This window comes from Aquimarina sp. (assembly GCF_977115655.1).
In genome coordinates, this window is record NZ_CDSBKO010000014.1 from 57,575 (window position 1) to 81,561 (window position 23,987).

Consider the following 23,987-nt stretch of genomic DNA (forward strand, 5'->3'; position numbering starts at 1 on the left):
TAATCTCTATTTACTATTTCACTAACTAAAACTAATCTCTAAAAAACTAACTACTATTAACAACAATGAACTTAAAAGAATACTTAGAACTTGTTTTTACCGATTACACTCTGCGTACCATTACATTAGGAACCGCTGTACTAGGTGCAATTTGCGGTATGTTAGGTAGTTTTGCTGTTTTACGCAAACAAAGCTTATTGGGCGACGCAATCTCTCATGCTGCATTACCCGGTATTGCTATTGCCTTTTTGATAATAGAGACCAAAAACAGTTCTGTCTTTTTACTAGGGGCATTAATTAGTGGGCTAATCGGCACTTTTTGGATTCGTGGTATTACCAGCAAAACACATCTTAAATCAGATACCGCATTAGGATTGATCTTGTCTTTATTTTTTGGTTTTGGAATGTTGTTACTCACTTACATTCAAAAAATGCCAAATGCAAACCAAGCCGGTCTGGAGAGCTATCTTTTTGGACAAGCAGCAACGCTTTTAGAAAGTGATGTCTGGTTAATGGTTATCATTACAGCAATAAGCTTAATCATATTGTTATTATTCTGGAAAGAATTGAAATTATTATTATTCGATGCTGATTACACTAAAACATTAGGATTCAATACCAGGTTCTTAGATATTCTTATCACCTCGTTTATTGTAATCGCAATTGTATTGGGGCTGCAAACTGTAGGTGTTGTATTAATGAGTGCTATGCTATTAGCTCCTGCTGCTGCTGCAAGGCAATGGACAAATAATCTTGCTACCATGGTTGTTATTGCTGCAATTTTTGGTGCATCTTCGGGCGTTTTAGGAACCGCTATCAGTGCTAGTCACAACAATTTATCTACAGGACCTGTTATTGTATTAGTAGCAGGGGTTTTTGTATTATTCTCTTTTATATTTTCACCAGGAAGAGGATTATTATTTAGAGAAATACGTTTTAGAAAAAACAGAAACGATCTTCAACTACATAAAACACTATCCTTTATGTATGACATTGCTCGTACCCACGAGAATATTAGCCACCCTCATGAAATCAAAATACTAAATAATTTTCAAGGGTTTACCAAAAAATCATTGCAAGAACTAGAAGACAAAAACTATGTAACGATTGAAGGCACTATGTGGTCTATGACCGAATCCGGATTTCATACAGCTTCTAACTTATATAACCAATTAACAAAGGACGACAATGAGTAGTGCACAGATAGAAATACAGTTAATTGCCAGCATGGTTGCTATAGCCTGTGCTATACCAGGAGTATTTTTGGTATTACGGAAAATGGCATTAATTACAGATGCAATAAGCCACTCTATACTACCAGGAATAGTAATAGGCTTTTTTATCACACAAGATTTATCCTCTCCTTTGCTTATTATTCTGGCTGCAATTAGCGGGGTAATAACTGTTGTATTAGTAGAGTTTATTCAAAAAACAGGCTTGGTTAAAGAAGACACTGCAATTGGTCTTGTTTTTCCTGCATTGTTTAGTATAGGAGTTATTCTAATTGCTCAAAATGCAAATGATGTACATTTGGATATAGATGCCGTACTATTAGGAGAACTTGCTTTTGCTCCTTTTGACAGGCTTACCATTGCAGGAGTAGATGCAGGGCCTAAATCCTTATGGATTATTGGTACTATCGTATTAATTACCCTTGGATTATTACTCGCTTTTTTTAAAGAATTAAAAGTAAGTACATTTGATGCTGGATTAGCTTCAGCCATGGGGTTATCCCCAGTAATTATGCATTATGGTTTAATGACAATTTCATCGATCACCACGGTTGGTGCTTTTGATGCCGTAGGTGCCATTTTAGTAATAGCCTTAATGATCGCTCCGGCTGCCACTGCATATTTATTAACTAATGACTTAAAAAAAATGTTATTACTTTCGGTTCTTTTTGGAGTAAGTAGCGCCATCCTGGGGTATTGGCTTGCACATGCTCTAGATACTTCTATTTCTGGATCGATGACCACTGTATTGGGGCTAATTTTCTTATTAGTATACTTATTTGCACCTAGCAAAGGATTATTTTCTGTTTTATATAGGCAAAAACAGCAACGTATCGAAGTTTCTCTGCTTACGTTTCTTTTACATTTAGGAAACCATCAGGAAGAAGAAGAACGACATGTAAAACATTTAAACGAACATATTAATTGGCAAAAAGTACAGTCTAAATCTGTTTTAGATCTTGCTCTAAAAAATAATATGATTACTATTCATAAAGATATTGTTACTCTTACCAAAAAAGGAGAAACTTTTACTACAGAGGCTATTGATTATATTGTAGATAATAAAAATTCTGAAATCGAAAACATGAAGGATCGGTTTTTCTTGTTTAGAGGCTAGCTTATTTCATGCTAATTACAATAACAAAAAAACTTTCAACTAATCTATAATTCATATCTTTGGTTATATGAAAATATTAGTACCTGTATTTACACTCTTTTTTTCTTTTACCATTTCTGCTCAGGATAAGCTTGTGAGTTTGGTAGAAGAAAAGCAAAAAAAGCGAACTATTCTTTATGTTAAAAATGATACTAACGAAGACAAAAGTGTTTTTTTAAAAGTAAACCCTACCGGATACAGAAGGAGTGCACAGCGACCTATCCTTAAAAAAATCCCTCCAAAAAGTAAGGTACAGATGTTAATATTAATTCCGTTAACAGATACAGAATCTTATTACACCCATACCTTAATTGTTAATGACACCTTACAGGCTATTGAGATGGATCCCGGCAAAAGATTAAAAAAAAGAGATAGTCTTTAAATCAAAACTATCTGGCAACATAATTTTTTATCTCAAATAGCTCTTTAAAACCTAATTTTGCATATACATTCCTACCCATATCGGATGCCTGTAGCATCACATAATCCATGTTATTTATAATCGCTACATTTATTAATGATTTCATTATTTGTGCTGCAAAACCTCTTTTCCTCATTTCAGGAACAACCCCTACGCCATGCACACCAACAATATTATTAGTTTGAAATAATATTGCTGTTCCTATAGGTCTATTATTACGATATACTAAATAATAATGAATATCTTTATTTGTATTTACTAATATACTTTCTGATATTTTATAACTAAAAGACTTCGGATACAAATCTACCCATAGCTTCATTTCGGACTTTTTATAAATCCTTTTTATTTCTATCTCATTTTCTATTTCAAAACATACTTTTGGTTTAAGATACATAGCTACTTGCTTAAACTTCAACTCAAAATCATTTTTCAAAAAAAGAGCATCTTCATTTTTACTTTTAGTATTCCAATATGGAATAGTTAGGTTACCAGATTTTACTATTTCTTTAACCAGATCTATATCTTTTTGCTTCACATCCTTAGTAAACCATAATCTATTAGGCCAATCACTATCTTTTATTTTACAATATTCAAATTCTGGAGTTTTAATATAAGAATCCAAAGGAATACCTACTGTTTTCCATAAAGAGGTTAGATTTTTGATATTGTCATTTATAACACTAGGTATTTCTTTCATTTTAAATTAATTAATAATATTCCTATAAGCATTGTAATAACACCTGCTATTTTTTTTATTGTTATCGGTTCGGTTGGTAAATTTAACCATCCAAACTGCCCCGCTATAATCGAAAAAATCAGTTGCCCGGATAAGCCCAGCGAAATCATTGTTGCTATTCCTAATTTTGGAATCGTATAATAGTATAAGCTAACTCCTATTACACTGCAAAGTCCGCCAGTAAACCATAGATATATCGGGATTTCCTTTATCTCCACTAAACTTGGAACACTTTTGGTTGTAAAAGCAATAAATATAAATGCAAAAACCAGACTACTCACAAAAGCTACTATAGATGCTAATAATGGGCTTTTTAACAATACTCCCAAATAAGCATTCAAACCACCTTGGGCAGCCAGAAATACTCCTCCAAAAAATGCGATTATAGATAACATGTATGCGTTCATATTTCTTCGAATAATTTATGGATTGGCTTTCTGGTTTTTGGAAGATATTGGGTTTTATCTTTATCAGAACGATACCCAATGGCAGCAATCACAGATGCATTAAGACCTTGTTGAGAAAGCTTCAAGATATCATTATATTTTTCTGAAATAAAACCTTCCATTGGGCAAGCATCAATTTTTAGTTCTGCACAACTATATAACAAGTTACCAAGAGCTATGTATGTTTGTAAGGCTGTCCAATGTTGGTATTCTTTTATAGACTTTTCTCTTATTTTAGTCTTTATAAAATCACCATACCCTTTTAAATCTTCTGTACTACTCTGCTCTGTGTATGATCTTAAAGCTGTATATTCATCAATATATTCTTCATTTTTTTCAATATAATTACAAAAAACAACAATATAAGAAGCATCTGTTATTTGATTTTGCTGCCATGAGAATTTTTTTAACTCTTCTCTTAACTCTTTGTTTTTAATAAATAATACTTTATATAACTGAAGCCCAAATGAAGAAACAGATAATTGTATACTTTCTTTTAAAATATCTAAACTGTGATCTGTAATTTTTCTTGAAGGGTCAAAAATTTTTGTAGCGTAACGCCATTTTAGATTTTCTAATACACTCATAATTTTCTTTTAAGATTTATTGCTAAAATAAATCCAAGAAATAGGGTGCACATTTACATATGTTGATTCTACACTATTTTTTTAATTCTTTTCTTATTCTACTTAGTTGGGTGGGTGTAATACCCAGATGAGAGGCAATATACATTTGTGGTATTCTTTGATCTATATCTGGGTGTTGATTTAGTAATTTCACATACCTTTTGGTTGCGTTTTCCATTATTATAGAAACCTCTATTTGCTCCTTTTCTATCACCCAATTTTTCTCTAAATATGCTACATAGAAATTTTTTAAATCTTCATGTTTAAAAATAAGTTCTCTATATTTTTTGTAATTGATACTTATTAACAACGATTTTTCTAGTGCTTCCAAAGTAAATGTAGAAGGCGTATGTAAAAGGCTTGAAACGGTAGATCCTGCCAAATCATTTTCGAAGAAAATATTTTTAGTGTACACATCACCACCATCATTGGTAAAATAAGCCCTTAATGCTCCTTTACAAACAAAATATACATTTTTTGCTATTTCTCCATTTCTTAACAGAACCTCTTCTTTATTTAAAATCTTAAATGTGATAACAGATTGTATCTGCTGCCAAGAATCGTTGGTTATTGGGGAATAACTATCCAATTTTGATTTTAGTTTATCTATATATTTTTCTTTATCAATCTCCATTCTGATCTTGTGTAGTATTGTTTTTTTTTTTTTAAATAAACATAAATCTGAAACCATAAAACCACAATACTGTTTTGGTATTGTGGTTTTATGGTTCTGACACAAGTGCTCTTTTTTTACTTTTTAGATGTAAGCAATTTTGCCATCATAGATTTTAACTCTTCAATTTCTTTTTGCTGTTGAATGGTATACAATGTTAATTCTTCGATCTTTTTAAGAAGGCTCATATTCATTTCTGCAAGTAGTACCCCGTTTTCTGCAAATTCTTTTGCAGATGGAATTTCAGGAAGGTGGCTGTTTTTTAAAATATATTTTTCTACCTCGGCTATACTTTTAAGATTATAATCTTTTGCAAAAACATAATCCGGAGCAGGTACACTAAGATCTATTTTTACTTCTTCGGCATGAATACTCCCTTTTACCGTAAGTTTCATATCCGGAGTTGTAGTTCCTATTCCTACGTTGCCATTATCTGTTATTTTCATATTTACTTTCCAACCATTATAAGAGTCTCCTGTCCATGTTTTTTGAACAAAAGAAATCCCACTTTCACTACCTCCAGCTGTAAATAAACTTACCTCATTACCTTCTCTTTTGATTCCATGATTTGGATTTCCAAAATTGATTTCCCCTCCTCCATGATCTGATTTTCCAACAAGTATATTTCCATTTAGAACTTGTAATTTAGCCTGTGGGTCAACTGTTCCTATTCCAACATTACCAACATCTGTTATTTTCATATTTACTTTCCAACCATTATAAGAATCTCCCGTCCATGTTTTTTGAGCAAAAGAAATCCCACTTTCACTACCTCCAGCTGTAAATAAACTTACCTCATTACCTTCTCTTTTGATTCCATGATTTGGATTTCCAAAATTGATTTCCCCTCCTCCATGATCTGATTTTCCAACAAGTATATTTCCATTTAGAACTTGTAATTTAGCCTGTGGGTCAACTGTTCCTATTCCAACATTACCATTATTATAGTAAAAATCATTAGCATTACTATTATCCTCTAGCTTAACTTTTTGTTGTGCTTGTATAAAAAAAGTAATTCCTAACAAGACTATAAGTGTTGTTGTTTTTTTCATTTTTTGTTTTTTATTTAGTTAATATGTCTTGACATTACAATATATACTCAATTCCAAGATTATAAACCGATGTTTTTATTAAATCATCTCTTTCAATTAAACCAAAGAAATACCTACCATTAATTCCAAAATTGTCGGATAATTTATAGCCCAAACCTAATGTTAATCCTAAATCAAATTTATCGTATTTAGAAGGCAAAAGAGAAATATTATTAAACCCCTCCAACTGCTCAAAGATGTTTTCTTTAATTTTTTGTTTACGATTGATTATATATCCAAATTGTGGCCCTCCCTCTATATAAAAATCGTCTGTAAAGAAATATTGTAATGTGATGGGAACTACGATTGTATATTCACTTACGTTAGCCCTAACACCCCCTGTAACTGTTGGTTCATTTGGACCGTTTCTTAATTCAAAACCTTCCATTAAAATTTTACCTCCCTGTAATCCGAAAAGTATTTCAGGTTGAACTTTCACCTTTTCATTAAGCGTAATGTTTACAAATCCACCAAAATAAAAACCAAGTTTCCTTCTAAATTCAGCAATATTAATTCCTGCAACACTTATATCTGGAGTATATTTAGCATAATTTGCTCCTCCTTTCAATCCTAATTCGTAACTAGTTTCTTGTGCATTAACAGAACCTATCAATACTGTAAATATCAATCCGAGTAATAAATTTCGTTTTCCCAATTTTTTCATTTTTTTTGTTATTTAATTATGAAGTGATTTAAACTTTTTTCAATTCGCTATAAAAATGCTCTTTTTCACTCAATTTTTGCCTTTTTCTTACTTCGTAGCACTGCTATGAAGTGCAAAAAACGCGTTAATTGATCAAAAAATATCTATTTTTCGCTAGAACCAAAAAAGTTTAAATCACTTCTATATATGTCTTGACAAATGATAATGTTACCCCTATTTACAAAGTTTTTATTTTTCTAAAGTCCAAAAATAGGGAATCGATCGTTGTATTGTATTAAAAAACCATGATATTAATATCATGGTTTTTTAATGCATTTTTCAAAAATCTCTTTACAAGACTCATTGTCTAGCTATGCATGCTTGTAGTATAAAACTAGAATTCTCTATTCGCATCCCAAGCCTCTAAATAATCTTTTACACGTTGTACAAACTGTCCTCCTAAAGCTCCGTTTACTACTCTATGGTCATACGAGTGCGATAAGAACATTTTATATCGAATCCCTATAAAATCTCCTTCGGGAGTTTCTATAACTGCGGGCACTTTTCTAATTGCTCCCAAAGCCAAAATACCTACTTGTGGTTGATTAATAATTGGTGTTCCCATTATACTACCAAACGTACCTACATTGGTTACCGTATAGGTTCCTCCTTGGGTATCATCTGGTTTTAAAGCTTTGGTACGTGCTCTGTTAGCAAGATCATTTACTGCTTTGGTCATCCCAACCAGGTTTAATTGATCTGCGTTTTTAATTACAGGAACGATTAAATTACCATCTGGCAAGGCTGCTGCCATACCAAGATTTATGTTTTTCTTTTTAATTATAGTGTCTCCAGAAACAGAGATATTCATCATTGGAAAATCTTTAAGAGCTTTTGCAACTGCCTCCATAAATATCGGAGTAAACGTAAGGTTTTCGCCCTCTCTCTTCATAAACCCATCTTTTACTTTTTTTCTCCAGTTCCAGATATTGGTTACATCTGCTTCAATAAAAGATTGTACATGAGCCGAAGTTTGTACAGATTCTACCATGTGATGCGCAATAAGCTTACCCATTCTGGTCATTTCTATAATTTCATCTTCTCCCGATGCTGCTATTGGTGTAGCTTTAGTAGCTTCTGGTTTTTTAACAACAGATACTGGTTGTTGTTCTGTTTTAGCTATTTGCACTGTTGATTGAGATCCTACTTTACCATTTTTACGCTCCTCTACAAACTGTAAAATATCATTTTTAGTAACCCGTCCATCTTTACCAGTTCCGGAAATAGCTTCTAGTTCTGGTAAAGAAACACCTTCTGTAGCTGCGATATTTTTTACTAACGGAGAGTAGAATTTGTTACTTTCAGAAAAATCAACTTTACCTCCTGTAACTTCTTCTGTTGTTTTAACGATTGCAGTTTCTATTGCAACTGCTTCTTTTGGAGTATCTTCTACTTTTGTAATAGTTTCTTGAGCAGTTACCTCTGCTCCACCCTCACCTTCGGTTTCTATTATAGCAATAACCTGACCTACCTGCACTACATCATCTACTTCAAAAAGTTTTTCTATAAGTACACCTTCTACCTCACTGGGTACTTCACTATCTACCTTATCTGTTGCAATTTCAACGACTGCATCATCTAATTCAATAGTATCTCCAACTTCTTTTAACCAAGTTGTTATTGTTGCTTCTGCAACACTCTCACCCATTTTTGGAAGTTTAAGCTCAAATTTTGCCATATCCGTAATTAAAAGTGTTTATTAGTTATAGTTTTTGCGAATTTAATCAAAATTCAACTCAACCATTATTTTTTTCCTATTATTTTTGTTCAAAAAATGATTTTCAATATTAAATCTTTTTTTTATTCTCCTAGTCCTTCCTTTTTTAAAGGCAGTATCTTCTCTACAAAAATACCTTTTCCTTCATAAAAAAGTAAACTATAGATTTGGAAATTCCATATTTTTTAAACACAACCTATCAGGTTTCATGAATTTCTCAACGCATTTACAAAAGGAATCCTATTAAGTATGCTTCTACCCAAAGTAACCTCATCTGCATATTCAAGTTCATCATTAACACCAATACCTCTTGCAATAGTAGAAGTTTTTATATCCACCCCTTCTAATTGTTTGTATATATAAAAATTAGTGGTGTCTCCTTCCATAGTTGCACTTAGTGCAAATATTAACTCTTCGACAGTACCAGATTTAGCCTTTTCAATCAAAGAATTAATATATAACTCTTGTGGCCCAACACCATCCAATGGGCTTATTTTCCCTCCTAACACATGATATAATCCCCTGTATTGCCCGGTGCTTTCTATTGCCATTACATCCCTAATATCTTCTACAACACAAATAATTTTACGGTTTCGAATTGGATTACTACAAATCTCACAAGTATCCATATCACTAATATTATGGCAAACTTTACAAAACTTGATTTCTTTACGCAATGTTCCTAACGCATTGACCAAATGTTGCGTTTGAGCTTCTGGTTGTCTTAGTAAATGTAATACTAATCGCAGTGCTGTTCGTTTTCCTATCCCCGGTAACTGAGACATTTCATAAACAGCATTTTCTAATAATTTTGAAGAAAATTCCATAACGCAACAAATGTACTATATTTTTGATTGTTTAAACACCTTGTGTTTTCTTAAAAACAATACGACAACCTGAATAAGTCTCCCCTATTTATATCCTCTTAAACAGTATTCCTTTCAAAACTCTCTACTATTTTATTACTTTTACTTCAAAAGCAAAGTAATGTTTGATAGCCTTTCAGAAGAAACTCAACTTATTTTTATGGTAATTGCCATTGCAATCCTTTTTGCTACGGTATCCTGGAATACTAAACGAAATAAAAATAAGTTGTATAATCGGGATACCCGAAATTTCAGGAAAAACTATTTAAAGAAAAAAAAATAGCAATAATGAAGATATATACAAAAACTGGAGACAAAGGAACTACTGCACTATTTGGTGGCACTAGAGTACCTAAACATCATATCAGAATAGATAGTTATGGTACTGTTGATGAGCTAAATTCGCACATAGGGCTTATTAGAGATCAAAAAATTGATAACCTTAGCAAAGCGGTTTTAATTAATATACAAAACGGGCTTTTTACAGTTGGGGCTGTTTTGGCTACAGATCCTGAAAAGGCTATTTTAAAGAATGGGCAAAAAAGATTAAATATCCCTACAATTTCTATAGAAGATATTGAGTTATTAGAAAAAGAAATAGATAGAATGAATGAATCTTTGCCACCAATGACACATTTTGTATTGCCAGGAGGACATCAAGCCGTGTCATTTTGTCATATTGCCCGCTGTGTATGCCGAAGAGCTGAACGTTTATCTACTGCTTTGTATGAAATAGCTCCTTTTGAAGAAAAAACATTACAGTACTTAAACAGACTATCTGACTATCTTTTTGTACTGGCACGAAAGTTGTCTCACGATTTAAAGGCAGAAGAAATTGAGTGGATTCCTAAAAAAAACACTTAAGGTTTAACTGCTTAAAAATCGGTATAAAAAACCTTAAAAATTCACGTTCTTATAATTATTGTTTAAATAATTAATTTTTTACTTGACTTTTTAAACTAAAAAATTATTTTTGCAAAAAACAAAACCAGTAAATATATGTATTGGACTTTAGAATTAGCATCTTACTTAAGCGATGCGCCTTGGCCAGCTACAAAAGACGAATTAATTGATTATGCAATTCGTACTGGAGCACCTTTAGAGGTTGTAGAAAACCTACAATCTATTGAAGATGAAGGAGATTCATATGACTCTATTGAGGAAATATGGCCGGATTATCCTACAGATGAAGATTATCTTTGGAATGAGGATGAATATTAAAAAACCAAATAGTATTAAAAGTCTCGAAAGAGGCTTTTTTTTTGCGTAAATTACGCCAATTTTATGTGCCGTAAATAGCACATAAAACATTGTATAACGATCATGTTAGGCTGTGATAACGAATCAGGTTCTCGTATAAACCAAGAACCTGATTTGATGGTTATCTTGTGCAGGCAAAAGACCGGTTAATTTTGTTTTTGAAATTAAACCTAACTAAACACACAACCATAAATTATGGGAATTTTAGATTCTGTATTAAAAGTATTTGTTGGAGATAAATCCAAAAAAGACATAAAAGAAGTTCAACCAAAGATTGAATTGATCAAAAAAGCGGAGAAAACACTTGAAGGTATTTCTCATGATGAACTTAGAGCCAAAACTACCGAGTTCAAAAACAGGATAAACGAAGCACGTGCAGAGATAAATACCAAAATCGAAACACTTAAGCAAGAGGCTAACAACGAAGAAGATATTGATAAAAAAGAAGATATCTATTCACAAATAGATGCGTTGAAAGAAGAAGCCTACGAAGCAACAGAAAAAGCTTTAAACGATATACTTCCAGAGGCTTTTGCTGTAGTAAAAGAAACTGCAAAACGTTTTGCAAATAATGATACTATAGAGGTTACTGCTTCTGCTTATGATCGTGAACTTTCTGGCACCAGAGAACATATCACTCTTAATGGAGAGAAAGCCATTTGGTCCACAAGTTGGGATGCTGCTGGTAAAGAAGTTAAATGGGACATGGTTCATTATGATGTGCAATTAGTTGGTGGTATTACATTACATGAAGGAAAAGTAGCAGAAATGCAAACGGGTGAGGGTAAAACCCTGGTTGCAACACTTCCTGTATATCTTAATGCTTTATCTGGTAATGGTGTTCACTTAGTAACTGTAAACGATTATCTTGCTCGTCGTGATAGCGAGTGGATGGCTCCTATTTTTCAATTTCATGGTCTTACTGTGGATTGTATCGATAATCACAGGCCTAACTCTATAGAAAGAAGAGCTGCATACAATGCAGATATTACTTATGGTACTAACAATGAGTTTGGCTTTGATTACTTAAGGGACAATATGTCTCATGCTCCTGAAGATTTGGTACAACGACCACACAACTATGCTATTATAGATGAGGTCGACTCTGTATTAATCGATGATGCCCGTACACCATTGATTATTTCTGGCCCTATTCCAAAAGGAGATATCCATGAGTTTGATGAGTTAAAACCAAAAATTGCAGATATAGTATCTGTACAACAAAAATACCTTACTACTGTTTTAGCCGAAGCTAAAAAATTAATCAAAGAAGGGGATACCAAAGAAGGTGGTTTTAAACTATTACAAGTATATCGGGGGATTCCTAAAAACAAAGCATTAATAAAGTTTTTAAGTGAAGAAGGGGTTAAGCTCTTGCTTCAAAAAACAGAAAACTTTTATATGCAGGACAATAACCGCGAAATGCACAAGGTAGATGCCGATTTGTATTATGTTATTGAAGAAAAAAATAATCAAATAGACCTTACTGATAAAGGTGTGGAATATATTTCTGGCAAAGATGATCCTGATTTTTTTGTGTTACCACAAATCGGAATGGAAATTGCCAAAATAGAAAACCAAGGATTATCCAAAGAAGAAGAAGCAGAGCAAAAAGAAGACCTGTTTAGAGACTATAGTGTAAAAAGTGAACGTATCCACACCCTAAGGCAATTACTTAAAGCATACTCTTTATTTGAAAAGGATGTGGAATATGTGGTAATGGACAATAAGGTAAAAATTGTTGACGAACAGACAGGTCGTATTATGGATGGTCGTCGATATAGTGATGGATTGCACCAAGCTATTGAAGCAAAAGAAAATGTAAAGATTGAAGATGCTACACAGACTTTTGCTACAATAACGCTTCAAAATTATTTTCGTATGTACGGCAAATTATCCGGAATGACAGGTACTGCCGTAACAGAAGCTGGTGAGCTTTGGGAAATATACAAACTAGATGTAGTAGAAATACCAACCAACAGACCTATTTCCAGACATGACAAAGAAGATTTGGTATATAAAACCAAACGTGAAAAATATAATGCTGTTATCGAAGAAGTAACAGAGTTATCCCGTGCAGGAAGACCTGTACTTATTGGTACTACCTCTGTAGAAATCTCTGAACTACTAGGCAGAATGTTAACGATCCGAAAAGTACCTCACAACGTCTTAAATGCCAAGCTACATAAAAAAGAAGCCGATATTGTGGCTGAAGCTGGTAAACCAGGAGTAGTTACCATTGCTACCAATATGGCAGGACGTGGTACAGATATTAAACTAACAGAAGAAGTAAAAGCTGCAGGTGGTCTTGCTATTGTAGGTACAGAACGTCACGATTCTCGTCGTGTTGACAGACAATTACGTGGTCGTGCCGGTCGTCAAGGAGATCCGGGAAGTTCTCAGTTTTATGTCTCTTTAGAAGACAATTTGATGCGCTTATTTGGTTCTGAACGTATTGCAAAAATGATGGATAGAATGGGATTAAAAGAAGGAGAAGTAATTCAACATTCTATGATCTCTAAATCTATTGAAAGAGCCCAGAAAAAAGTAGAGGAAAATAACTTTGGGGTTCGTAAACGATTGCTGGAGTATGACGATGTTATGAATGCGCAAAGAGAGGTAGTGTACAAACGTCGTTATCATGCATTGTTTGGAGAACGTCTTCGGGTAGATATTGCCAATATGATCTATGATACTATCGAGGTAGTTACCGAAGGCAATAAAGCTACCCAAGATTACAAAAACTTTGAGTTTGAACTGATTAGATACTTTTCTATGAGTAGTCCTGTTTCTGAAACAGAATTTGAAAAAATGGATTCTCAAAAAATTGCAAGACAAGTATACAAGGTTGCTTACGAGCACTATCAGAACAAAATGAAACGCAATGCAGAGGCTGCCTATCCTGTAATCAAGCAAGTATTCGAAGATCCTGCTAGTAAATACGAAAGGATTTTAGTACCATTTACAGATGGTGTGAAAAGCATAAATGTCGCTACCGATTTACAAAAAGCTTATGAATCTGAAGGAAAGCAATTAATTACTGATTTTGAAAAAAATATTACTCTGGCCATTATTGATGATGCATGGAAAACGCATCTTCGTAAAATGGACGAACTAAAGCAAAGTGTACAGCTAGCTGTACATGAACAAAAAGATCCATTGTTGATCTACAAGTTTGAGGCTTTTGAGCTTTTTAAAGCAATGATCGAAGAAGTAAACAAAGATGTTATATCCTTTTTATTTAAAGGAGAACTACCAACTGGTAATACTCAAGATATATCTGAAGCTAGACAAGTACAAAGAAAAGAGAGGTTAGAAACTTCTAAAGAAGAAATACCTAATATGGATGAGCGTGCGGCACAAAACAGAGCTGCTGGTCAAACACAAGGGCAACCTCAAATCACCGAAACAATTGTACGTGAACAACCAAAAATTGGGCGCAATGATAAAGTAACCATCAAGCATATAATGAGCGGTGAAAATAAAACAGTAAAATACAAACAAGCCATACCTTTTATTGAAAAAGGAGAATGGGTGATTGTGAACGAATAGAAAATACTTTTTTTACAAAAAACCTGAGAACTTATAGTTCTCAGGTTTTTTTTTGTTTTCTGGCAAAATTAACAATACCTGTTTAGCTTCCAGGTCAAGTATAGCTAAATTAATATGAAATGGCATAAAAGATTTATAAATAAAAAAGAAGGAGCCGAGCGGTTATGTTTTTTTTTACTGAAGAACAGATGAAAAATAAATAAGTTTGGATGTGGCATTTTATGATTAAATCCGGATTATGCTATAGAGCTTCGTGATGAGACTTAAAACACCATAAATAGATTGATATACAACAGCTTACCCTGAGTTTATCGAAAGACTATGGTTAATTAAAAAATCAAATTGGTATAAATCTTTAATCGTATTAGGAAAAATTTTCATCTATTCTTCTTTTTAAAAAAGGTAGTTGGATCAAAAATAAAATTGCAAGAAATATAACACCATACAAAGTCGCTTTGTAAAATTTAAAATTCACAAAAGGATTGTCTATTTTTATATTGTTTAATATCGAAAAGTTAATTTTTGAAAAAACAGATTTTTCTGTATCTGGTAAAAACAAAGCTAAACACACCAAACAAATCAATAGTGACATAATCACAACCCACAAATTACCCGATATTAATGGTTCATACGCTTTTTGTTTGTAACTTCTGGTATTTTCAACACCGTGCATCACCTTATCCAAAAAGTTTGCAGAAGGAGTGTCTATACCTGCCTCTTTCACCAAATACTTTATATTTTTAAATTTCTCTTCCATTATTGTTACCTATTTCTGTAGAAACATGATGTTTAAGTATCGAATATAGTTTTTTTCTGCTTCGATATAATTTAATTTTTACATTATCTGCAGACATTCCTGCAATTTCTGCAATTTCTTTTATGCTTTTTTCTTCAAAATAATACAATGTCACAATAGCTGCCTCATCTTCAGGTAATTTAACAATACTATTGGATATAATTTCTTTCCTTTCCCTGGCTTGCAAATAACTTAAAGCATCCTCTACCCTACCAATTTCTGTTTCTTTTATTTCTTCTATAAACTCTGATGTTTTTATTCTTCTGTTTGCTTTAATTGCATCCAAACTTTTACGGTATGCGATTGTATATAACCAGGTAGAAAATTTAGCATCCCCCCTATATGACCTCAAAGATTCAAACGCCTTAACAAAACTGTCCTGAGCAATTTCTTCGGCTTGTTCTTTATTTTTAACCATACGATACACTACTGTATACACTACTCCCTGATAGCGCTCTACCAAGGTTGAAAAAGCATTTACATGCCCTTCAAGAACTTGATTTATGCAATATTGATCTGATGGATGGTTCATTATTATATTGGACGATATAACAGAGGTTTTGGTTACAAAAGTTATGCTCAAAATTTAAAAGTTATTTTTTACACTTTTTGTAACCAATCAAAAAACATAGCCGTCTTAATTAAAAAACGAACAGTAATAACCTTTTAAACTAAAAAAAATGGGATCAGAAGTAATTATAATACCAGCAATTTTTGGAGTATTTTTTGGAATTTATTATTTATTTATTTCTTCCAGAAATAAAGAACGTATGGCATTAATAGAAAAAGGAGCAGATGCTTCTATATTTTACAGCAATAAAAACCGAAAAATAACTCCAATATGGAAGGTTTTTATATTAAATATTTCCTTGTTGTTAATGGGGATAGGGACAGGGATTTTTATAGCAGGGATTCTTCACTATACTCTTGGGGTTGAAGAAGATATTGCATACCCGGGTACTATTTTCTTAATGGCTGGGATTGGGTTATTTACAGGTTTTAATATGACTAAAAACCTGGATAATAAATAATATATTTTAAAAACAACAAAATCCCCTGATTGCAATAATCAGGGGATTTTTATATCATTACACTATGTTTTAAACAAAAACCTCAAAGCAGGGTCAAAAAATATGTTTATGAAAATATATTTTGTTTTTGAGGCAAGCCTGAGAAATTAAACTTTTGATGGGGGATCAAAACTGTAAAACATTACTTGTTCTCAGACATTAACTTTTTCATACAATAATGTTATTTCATTGAATACCTTGGTCAACTCATTGCTTATTTCATACATCTCCTTCTCTTCAAATTTCTGTTCCATTAATTTAGATGTATCCTTTTTAATTTTATTCCATATAGAAAATGCAAGCCCGATTTTTTCGTCAATTTGTGGGGTATTAAATTTAAACACCAATAGTTTATTAAGCGCCCCATCCAGTTCATGAAAAACATTGTTAAGCATTTGAGCAGAATTTTTATTTTTAAGCTCAACTCTATTTGCAAAATAGTAAAAAGCCAATCTTTGTGACAACATTCGCTGTCTTCCTGATATATTGATTATACTTTCTAATTCTAACTGATCCTCTACATTAATACTTGATTCACCCAAAGTGCTTTGAATATCCTGAATAGATTTTTTTGACTCAGAAATAATAGATTCTACTACCGCGTTGGTAGCTTTAAGAAGATCTGTGTTTGTATCTATAAGTTTTTTTGCATTATCATAATTTGGTTGAGTTTCGACTATGTCTTTGAAATTTTTCCATAGCTCATTAACTATTTTTAGGTTATTATTTGTTTCTACAAATTTGCTGTTCTGAATAAGGATTCTATTTTGCTCTTCAAAAATTATTTGACTGGACGCTAAATCCTTTTTAGCCTGTGCATCGTTGGCATTATTTAATAAATATAAATATGCTTTAGATATCTTTTGGGTAAACATACGTTGTTTACCAGAAACATTTATTGCATTTTTAAACGACAACGATCCATATTTTTCGCTTTGCTGGGCATAAATATTATTAGATACAGAACACGCTAATCCAATCGTAAAAATCACTAACAATATTTTACTCTTATGCATTTTATTTTTCATTTATATAGGTTTTATTAAAGTTACACTGGTTTTTCTATAGATTTGAGATTATAAAAACACTATCAGCTATTGTTTTTACCTATAGCTGTAGAATATAGAGTATCCTCTATTAATCAGAGAGCAAAAGTATTTCAGAGCACGCTTAATAAATATGATTTTTATCAGTGTATAAGTGCTCTTAAAAAGGTATGCAAAAACCATAACCTATTATATATTAAGGCTATTTTAATTTACAATTTAAACTATATAATGAATATTTTTAAAAAGATTCTTTTTCTTATTTGAACAAAAACAAAAAGCCTTTCGAATAAAAGAAAGGCTTTTTGTTATATATAACTAAAAGTAAAGTTTTACTACATATCTGCTACAAGTTCATTGTTATTTGAAAGCTTCTCTACTACAACAGATTCTCCTTTATTATTTTCCAAAACATAAACACCTGTTGGCAATTGGCTAAGATCTACATGGTTTGTAGTTTTTGACAAAACATGTACGGTGTTTTTTACTTCAAATAATTTTATTGTATCTCCATCCTGAAAATCAACTACAGTAACAATATTTCCTTCTCTTATAATTTCCAAAAGATTGGTTTCTGCGTTTTCATAATACTGGATATACTCTTGTTCTACAGTAATTTCTGAAGACATGTATACTCTTTTACTATCTTGTTCTACTACAAAATCTTGATCTACATCATCTGTTATTTCTCCTCCTATTGTAATCTCTTCTTCTAATCTTTGTATAACTATAGATTCCCCAATACTATTTTCAAGTAAGTACGATCCCATAGGCAATTGGCTTAAATCTATTTGTCCGCGAGTTTTAGATAAGATATGGTCTCCACTTTCTACTTCAAACAATTTTAACTTATCTCCTTCTTTAAAATCTACTACTGTTATTACCAGCCCTTCCTTTTCTACTTGCAAGGGTTGGCTTAAGTCATTTGCATAACTATTTAAGAATAAAAATAGACTAAAAAAATATGCTATCGATTTCATTTTTGTATACTTTACAATAAAAGCTTTGTTACTTTCTACGGTTTTCCCATACAATAATATTACTTAATTATAGTTATACAAACTAAAAACCAGACTTTTAGATTAAGTGATTATGATTTCCGACAAATAGCACAAAAATTAACAAATTGCATTTTAAAAAACGTTAAGCGCCTCATAAACAATAATTTACTATTTTAATTAAGCAAAAAAAGCAGATAAAATACATTTTTCACCTGACCAATAGAACTTACCTGTACTATTCTTACGTTTTTACCTTTTTATAATGTTAAGAAAATAAAAAAAATATGTTATTAAAAAAGAGGGGGGGGGCTAAAAAGTAATTTTTGACAAAATTTAGTTGAAATATTAATCCTAATTTCTAAAAAACGCTGTGTTTCTTTCTATTAAACCTTTTTTTAGAGCTGGTTTTTTAAAAAATTCATAACAAAAAAAGAGGGTGTTTGACTTTTCAGACACCCTCTTCCTATAATTAACACTACATTACTACGAAAAAAATTATTTATTATTTAACACTACCTCGCTATATTTAGCATTAATGGTAATCATTTTATCTGTACTTCGGGTATTTTGAAATCCATTAACAAGAACATTCCCAAAATTTTTCCTTGTACTTACTTCCATTGTTTTAGGCAAAGAGATTATACTCTGTGCTCCATTATAAGATAAATTAAAGGCCGTCTTTGGCAGATTAAGTTTAAAATCGCTATTCTGCACCACCAAATCCAATGTAGAAAAAGACTCTCCTAAGTTAGCAACGGTAATTACTCCAAAACTTGCAGAAATGGCTCCATTTTCATCAAGTTGTTGAATAAAGACATTGCTGGAATCTGCATTTACAATTAGATTTTTTGCCTTTTGTATTCTACAGTTTTTCACATAATTTATAACCAATCTTCCGTTATTCCATTGGCGAACAAATACTGGGGAATAAGATGCTTTAATATAGGTCTGATCGCCATCTATAATATTAGCAGATAGTTTGGTATGAGACAATGATGCTTTTACGTTGTTGGATTTATCGGCTAACTGCACATCTCCATGTCTGATATTAAGTCTTAATTTAGCTTTTGATGGTATTTGTATTTTAATGGTTTTTACACTGGTAGAATTACTATTTATCTTATTAGAACTATAGTGATATACTGTAACATTTGTTAAACCACTTTGTTGGCTTTGTATATCTTTTATCAATTGTGATGCCCAGGCATCCATTTGTTTTCCATATTGTTCGCCCCATGTTTCCAGACGAATTTCCATCTTTTTTTCTGGTGTTTTTACCCATTTCTGGTTTTTCTCACCTATACCTATATCTTCTTTAAATTTTTCGCGTATCTGACTTTCCCATTGTTGAATATATTTTTCATCTTTTTCTTTAAATGAAGAGTTACCATAATTAACACTAGTATTATTTTCAGAGAGGGCATTAGGCATAGGGTTTTTAGCAATATTCTCCATTAGAGGACCTAGCATATTTGTAATGGCAGGGCCTAACGCTTTTAACTCTTGCAGATTTCTGTTTTTATCAATAGTGGATGCAGTAATATCTCTACTCCATAAATTACCCGCAGTAGAATTGATAGTTACCTCTCTGTTATCCCCATTTACATTTACTTGCCAACTATCTAATACACGCTTATTGTTTTCATCTAAGGGATCTCCTTCCAAATAAGCTTCTACGGATACTGTATTTTTGTTCCAGGTTTCAAAAACAATATTAGTATGACTTGTATTAAGGTTTACGGTAACGTCATTATCCACAGCAAGTTTTTCGCTTAACTTATTTTGTTTTTCCTGTGCAAACATTCCTGTATAGCACAGTACACTAAGCGTAAAAATATTAAGCTTGTACTTCATTATAATTTTCGTTTTCTATTTGCTCTAATTCTTTTAATTTATCTTTTAATCTGTTTAAGAGGGATAGTCTAATTGTTAGATTTTCCATCATAGCCTCTACACTTTGTACATTTGGCCCTACTTCTATTAATTCTTTATTGAGTCGTTGATATTCTTTATCCAAATTATCCAATCGGGTTTTAAAGCTATCTACCAACTCTCTATTATTATCATCGATTGTGATTTTTGATAATTGAAATTTTATACTTGTAAGTATATTATTCTCTACCTCTTGATATTCTGGAGATATTTCTGCCAAAGGAGAGGATTGTTTTGATAAAATAACTGACGAGTTTTTTACTGTTGCATTATCTACGTCTACAATTTGAGCATCCTTAGAGGTATTGGCATTAAATTGATTGTATGTAAATAAAGAAACAGAAATCATAACGACAATACTTGCGGCAATATTAAGCCAATGGTATTTAAAACTTTGTGTTTTTTGTGGTAGTTCTTTTTCTAATCGAGACATGAACCGCTGCTGATGACCTTCTTGTATTTGACCCGAAGGAATCTGCTTATCCTGTTTTAATAACTCTCTAATATCCTGTGCCATCATTCAAATATTTTAATTGTTCCTGTAGCTGTTTTTTTCCTCTGTGTACTAATGTTCTTGATGAAACCGGAGTAATATCCAATATTTCACTAATCTCATTATGATCATACCCTTCTATTAAAAATAACATAACTGCATATTTATATTTCTCTGGTAATTTTTCTATTTCTTTTTTCACCTCGTCTACAGTAACAGAGTCTGAAACTGACCAATCTTCCTGCTCATCCACAGTTGCCATAACTTGCTCATTAATGGCAATCATATTCATTTTTTTTGCCTTAAGCATATCAATACTTTTATTAATTACTATTCGCTTAAGCCATGCTCCAAAAGTTACATCTCCTGTAAATTGGTGAAGTTTTGCAAAAGCCTTGATAAAGGATTCCTGCATAGCCTCCTCTGCCTCAAACGGATCTTTAAGAAAACGCAACGCTACATAATACATACCATCACAGTATTTATTATAGAGTTTCATCTGCGCTCTACGATCGTTAACCCTACATTGCTCTATTAGCTCGCTTTGTAACAAACTTTCTTAACTTTTGGTTAGTGATATTTTTTAAAAAACTTTCAAAATCGTGTACATATATATAGACGTATATATATATTACTTGTTGCAAAATCATATACAAAAAAAATAAAATTAAATAATAAACATCTGCATATCAAATAAATCAACTATTCAAAAGCAAGATCACGGGGAAATAAAACCTTCAATAAAGGATTGATAAATTTAAAGCTTTTATCCTTTTTTTTATTTATAATTCTTTTTGTTTTCCTTTATTTTTACAATAGTCAAAGTATAGATTTAACTTCTAAAAAGAATTATATTAATAAACTAAAAAAATTATTATGCCTAAGCTTTTAAAACAAATAACATTCATTTTATTAGGTCTAATAACAATTGGCGGGATTGGAATGTTCTTCATGAAACAGGGGACCAAAAAGCATAGTCCGGAAGAAACAATAACTCATACTGTTAAAGATGCTACTTTTACGATATTCTACAACAGGCCATATAAAAAAGACAGAGACATATTTGGCTCTTTGGTTCCCTATAACGAGGTTTGGAGAACAGGGGCTAATGAGGCTACTACCTTTTCTACAACAAAAAATATTATGGTGGACGGCACTATTCTTAAAGCCGGGACATACACCTTATGGACTATACCAAATACAAAATCATGGAAAGTAATTTTTAATAGTAAAAAATATGATTGGGGTGTATACATGGATGGCACTGCAAAACGAGATCCTTTGTTTGACAATCTCGTTATAGAAGTTCCTGTTCTGCCTCTTGTAAATATAGTAGAACAATTTTCTATATACTTTGAAGATGCAAATAATTTTACCTTGCTATATATGGCATGGGACAGAACAGCTATTGCTGTACCAATCAAAATATAGGAATATATATTATTTGTGTGTTTATAAAAAGGAATTTATAACTTTGCTATAAAGCTATTCTGTGTCAAAAGATTCTTCTTCATATAACAACCCCTCTTCTAAAGCTCCTTTAAACACGAGTTTTTCATCTATTAATCGTTTTAAAAAATTACAGAAAAAGGAAATTTCTATTACTCCTGTTTTTAATTCGATAATTGCTAAAAATACTGCTGCATTAAGCAGAGGCATTACGTTAATTGAGAGCACTCAGGAAAACCATATAGAAAAAGCGCAACAACTTGTCGAAAAATGCCTTCCATACGCTAATAATTCTATTAGAATAGGAATAACAGGAGTTCCTGGTGCAGGAAAAAGTACATTTATCGAAGCATTGGGGAATCTGCTAATTCAAAAAGGAAAAAAAGTGGCGGTTTTGGCTGTAGATCCAAGCAGTACGATATCTCATGGCAGTATTCTTGGAGATAAAACAAGAATGGAATCTCTGGTTAAATCTACTCATGCTTTTATACGGCCTTCTCCTTCGGGAAAATCTTTGGGAGGAGTAGCTCAAAAAACACGGGAATCTATTATCCTTTGTGAAGCAGCCGGGTATGATGTTATAATAATAGAAACGGTGGGTGTAGGACAAAGTGAAACGGCTGTACATAGCATGGTTGACTTTTTTTTGTTACTACAACTTGCTGGTGCTGGCGATGAACTACAAGGAATAAAACGAGGTATTATAGAGATGGCTGATGCTTTGGTTATCAATAAAGCAGACGGGGACAATGTTTTACATGCTCAAAAAGCCAAAAATCAATTTAAGAAAGCATTACATTTATATCCACTTGCACAAAATAGCTGGATTCCAGAAGTATTAACATGCAGCGCTATAGAAGGTACAGGGATAGAAGAAATATGGGAACTAATACTTAGATACCTTAGCACCACTTTTGAAAATGGCTTTTTTGAAGAAAACAGAATCAAACAAAATAAATTTTGGTTACTGCAAACAATAGAAGAACAATTAAAAAGTTCTTTTTATAACCACTCAAAAGTTAAAGCTGAATTAGAGGAACAAATCAAGGCGGTACAACAGCACAAAATAACCCCTTTTGCTGCCGCCAGATATTTATTAAAATTAAGCTCTTCTTCCTAAATATTATCCCTGAAACCAACAAGCCCATGGCAAGTTCACAAGATATGCTTCAAAAAAATATGTTTTGTATTCGAGACAAGTCCTGAAATAATCCCCTCCTTAATAAGGAATCAAAACTGTTTTATATAATTTATTAAAAATCAACTATTACTATAAGGATTTTATAGAAAGGTTTAAAAATAAAAAAAGGGTCTCTGAAAAGTCAAACACCCTTTTTTATTTTTAAACTTTATCCGTTTTGATACTGAATAGGTTATTGGATAATAATGTTTCTTTTTATCTTAATCCATATCATCTTCATCACCATCTCCTTCTACTCCTTCAGGAATATCTGCATCTGGTGTTGTATCATCATCGTCATCGTCATCAAAACTTTGCATAGTATCTGCAAGGCGTTTACTAATCTTTACAAGATAAATAGTATCTTCTGTCCTTACTTCAACAGCTTCAATAGTTTCGTTGTGCTGATTTTTGAATGCTATAATATCGCGGTCTTCATATCCATCTGGGAATTTCTCTACCAGAAGATTTAAAATGTCTTTGTTTAACTTTTTGTAGTCAACTATAACTCTTCTCATGGGTTAGTAGGTTTTATAAG

Annotated in this window: 25 protein-coding genes; 9 read left to right on the plus strand and 16 right to left on the minus strand. The window is 32.1% G+C overall.

All coding sequences use genetic code 11. The annotated features are described in order from the left end of the window. The first annotated feature begins 65 nt into the window (after positions 1-65). The 3 genes from ACZIYX_RS08120 to ACZIYX_RS08130 all read left to right on the plus strand — a co-directional run bounded on the left by ACZIYX_RS08120 (position 66) and on the right by ACZIYX_RS08130 (position 2,770). On the plus strand, positions 66-1,196 hold the full coding sequence (locus tag ACZIYX_RS08120) for a metal ABC transporter permease (protein WP_462681715.1): 1,131 nt from the start codon (positions 66-68) through the stop codon (positions 1,194-1,196). After that, on the plus strand, positions 1,189-2,349 hold the full coding sequence (locus ACZIYX_RS08125; protein ID WP_462681716.1) for a metal ABC transporter permease: 1,161 nt from the start codon (positions 1,189-1,191) through the stop codon (positions 2,347-2,349). The genes ACZIYX_RS08120 and ACZIYX_RS08125 overlap by 8 nt, the downstream gene beginning before the upstream one ends. A 67-nt stretch (positions 2,350-2,416) precedes the next feature. After that, positions 2,417-2,770 (plus strand): hypothetical protein, encoded by a 354-nt coding sequence (locus ACZIYX_RS08130; protein ID WP_462681717.1) that lies wholly within the window; start codon positions 2,417-2,419, stop codon positions 2,768-2,770. A gap of 7 nt (positions 2,771-2,777) precedes the next feature. Here the strand turns inward: ACZIYX_RS08130 and ACZIYX_RS08135 are convergent, their stop codons facing one another. From ACZIYX_RS08135 to recR, 8 genes are all read right to left on the minus strand, one after another. Next, the gene (locus ACZIYX_RS08135) at positions 2,778-3,509 is read right to left on the minus strand and encodes a GNAT family N-acetyltransferase (RefSeq protein WP_462681718.1); all 732 of its coding nucleotides are present in this window, start codon (positions 3,507-3,509) and stop codon (positions 2,778-2,780) included. Next, entirely contained in the window at positions 3,506-3,955 is a 450-nt protein-coding gene (locus ACZIYX_RS08140; protein WP_462681719.1) for a DMT family transporter, read from the minus strand. Before ACZIYX_RS08140 ends, ACZIYX_RS08135 begins: the two co-directional genes overlap by 4 nt. Further along, on the minus strand, positions 3,952-4,581 hold the full coding sequence (locus ACZIYX_RS08145; protein ID WP_462681720.1) for an NAD(P)H-dependent oxidoreductase: 630 nt from the start codon (positions 4,579-4,581) through the stop codon (positions 3,952-3,954). The genes ACZIYX_RS08140 and ACZIYX_RS08145 overlap by 4 nt, the downstream gene beginning before the upstream one ends. Positions 4,582-4,654: 73 nt before the next feature. Continuing rightward, the gene (locus ACZIYX_RS08150) at positions 4,655-5,254 is read right to left on the minus strand and encodes a Crp/Fnr family transcriptional regulator (RefSeq protein ID WP_462681721.1); all 600 of its coding nucleotides are present in this window, start codon (positions 5,252-5,254) and stop codon (positions 4,655-4,657) included. 116 nt (positions 5,255-5,370) lie between these two features. After that, on the minus strand, positions 5,371-6,345 hold the full coding sequence (locus tag ACZIYX_RS08155; protein ID WP_462681722.1) for a hypothetical protein: 975 nt from the start codon (positions 6,343-6,345) through the stop codon (positions 5,371-5,373). 34 nt (positions 6,346-6,379) lie between these two features. Beyond that, positions 6,380-7,048 carry a porin family protein gene (locus ACZIYX_RS08160; RefSeq protein WP_462681723.1) on the minus strand — a complete coding sequence of 223 codons (669 nt, stop codon included), beginning with the start codon at positions 7,046-7,048 and terminating at the stop codon, positions 6,380-6,382. Positions 7,049-7,421: 373 nt separating this feature from the next. Beyond that, entirely contained in the window at positions 7,422-8,765 is a 1,344-nt protein-coding gene (locus ACZIYX_RS08165; protein WP_462681724.1) for a dihydrolipoamide acetyltransferase family protein, read from the minus strand. 245 nt (positions 8,766-9,010) lie between these two features. Continuing rightward, entirely contained in the window at positions 9,011-9,631 is a 621-nt protein-coding gene (recR, locus tag ACZIYX_RS08170; RefSeq protein WP_462681725.1) for a recombination mediator RecR, read from the minus strand. A 327-nt stretch (positions 9,632-9,958) separates the two neighbouring features. Here recR and ACZIYX_RS08175 point away from each other — a divergent pair, with 327 nt between their 5' ends. From ACZIYX_RS08175 to secA, 3 genes are all read left to right on the plus strand, one after another. After that, on the plus strand, positions 9,959-10,534 hold the full coding sequence (locus tag ACZIYX_RS08175) for a cob(I)yrinic acid a,c-diamide adenosyltransferase (protein ID WP_462681726.1): 576 nt from the start codon (positions 9,959-9,961) through the stop codon (positions 10,532-10,534). Between the two features lie 135 nt (positions 10,535-10,669). Continuing rightward, positions 10,670-10,891 carry a DUF2795 domain-containing protein gene (locus ACZIYX_RS08180; RefSeq protein WP_006989959.1) on the plus strand — a complete coding sequence of 74 codons (222 nt, stop codon included), beginning with the start codon at positions 10,670-10,672 and terminating at the stop codon, positions 10,889-10,891. Positions 10,892-11,125: 234 nt separating this feature from the next. Then, on the plus strand, positions 11,126-14,482 hold the full coding sequence (secA, locus tag ACZIYX_RS08185) for a preprotein translocase subunit SecA (RefSeq protein WP_462681727.1): 3,357 nt from the start codon (positions 11,126-11,128) through the stop codon (positions 14,480-14,482). A 364-nt stretch (positions 14,483-14,846) separates the two neighbouring features. Here secA and ACZIYX_RS08190 read toward each other — a convergent pair whose 3' ends face one another. Together ACZIYX_RS08190 and ACZIYX_RS08195 are read right to left on the minus strand one after the other, a co-directional pair. Next, positions 14,847-15,239: a hypothetical protein gene (locus tag ACZIYX_RS08190; RefSeq protein WP_462681728.1), complete on the minus strand. Its 393-nt coding sequence runs from the start codon at positions 15,237-15,239 to the stop codon at positions 14,847-14,849. Beyond that, a complete protein-coding gene (locus tag ACZIYX_RS08195) occupies positions 15,223-15,861 on the minus strand; it encodes an RNA polymerase sigma factor (protein WP_462681729.1) in 639 nt (212 codons plus the stop codon). The genes ACZIYX_RS08190 and ACZIYX_RS08195 overlap by 17 nt, the downstream gene beginning before the upstream one ends. Before the next feature lie 97 nt (positions 15,862-15,958). Here ACZIYX_RS08195 and ACZIYX_RS08200 point away from each other — a divergent pair, with 97 nt between their 5' ends. After that, positions 15,959-16,309 (plus strand): DUF6249 domain-containing protein, encoded by a 351-nt coding sequence (locus tag ACZIYX_RS08200; RefSeq protein ID WP_462681730.1) that lies wholly within the window; start codon positions 15,959-15,961, stop codon positions 16,307-16,309. Positions 16,310-16,500: 191 nt separating this feature from the next. Here ACZIYX_RS08200 and ACZIYX_RS08205 read toward each other — a convergent pair whose 3' ends face one another. From ACZIYX_RS08205 to ACZIYX_RS08225, 5 genes are all read right to left on the minus strand, one after another. Continuing rightward, entirely contained in the window at positions 16,501-17,376 is an 876-nt protein-coding gene (locus ACZIYX_RS08205; RefSeq protein ID WP_462681731.1) for a type IV pili methyl-accepting chemotaxis transducer N-terminal domain-containing protein, read from the minus strand. A 353-nt stretch (positions 17,377-17,729) separates the two neighbouring features. After that, entirely contained in the window at positions 17,730-18,374 is a 645-nt protein-coding gene (locus tag ACZIYX_RS08210; RefSeq protein ID WP_462681732.1) for a hypothetical protein, read from the minus strand. 516 nt (positions 18,375-18,890) lie between these two features. After that, positions 18,891-20,249 (minus strand): hypothetical protein, encoded by a 1,359-nt coding sequence (locus ACZIYX_RS08215; RefSeq protein ID WP_462681733.1) that lies wholly within the window; start codon positions 20,247-20,249, stop codon positions 18,891-18,893. Beyond that, complete coding sequence (locus ACZIYX_RS08220) at positions 20,233-20,847, minus strand: hypothetical protein (RefSeq protein ID WP_462681734.1); 615 nt, start codon at positions 20,845-20,847, stop codon at positions 20,233-20,235. The genes ACZIYX_RS08215 and ACZIYX_RS08220 overlap by 17 nt, the downstream gene beginning before the upstream one ends. Continuing rightward, positions 20,828-21,319 carry an RNA polymerase sigma factor gene (locus ACZIYX_RS08225; RefSeq protein ID WP_462681735.1) on the minus strand — a complete coding sequence of 164 codons (492 nt, stop codon included), beginning with the start codon at positions 21,317-21,319 and terminating at the stop codon, positions 20,828-20,830. The genes ACZIYX_RS08220 and ACZIYX_RS08225 overlap by 20 nt, the downstream gene beginning before the upstream one ends. Positions 21,320-21,696: 377 nt before the next feature. Here ACZIYX_RS08225 and ACZIYX_RS08230 point away from each other — a divergent pair, with 377 nt between their 5' ends. Both ACZIYX_RS08230 and meaB read left to right on the plus strand, forming a co-directional pair. After that, positions 21,697-22,251 (plus strand): DUF2911 domain-containing protein, encoded by a 555-nt coding sequence (locus tag ACZIYX_RS08230; protein ID WP_462681736.1) that lies wholly within the window; start codon positions 21,697-21,699, stop codon positions 22,249-22,251. 61 nt (positions 22,252-22,312) lie between these two features. Then, positions 22,313-23,389: a methylmalonyl Co-A mutase-associated GTPase MeaB gene (meaB, locus tag ACZIYX_RS08235; RefSeq protein WP_462681737.1), complete on the plus strand. Its 1,077-nt coding sequence runs from the start codon at positions 22,313-22,315 to the stop codon at positions 23,387-23,389. 281 nt (positions 23,390-23,670) lie between these two features. Here meaB and ACZIYX_RS08240 read toward each other — a convergent pair whose 3' ends face one another. Then, entirely contained in the window at positions 23,671-23,967 is a 297-nt protein-coding gene (locus ACZIYX_RS08240) for a hypothetical protein (RefSeq protein ID WP_462681738.1), read from the minus strand. Positions 23,968-23,987 lie beyond the last annotated feature (20 nt).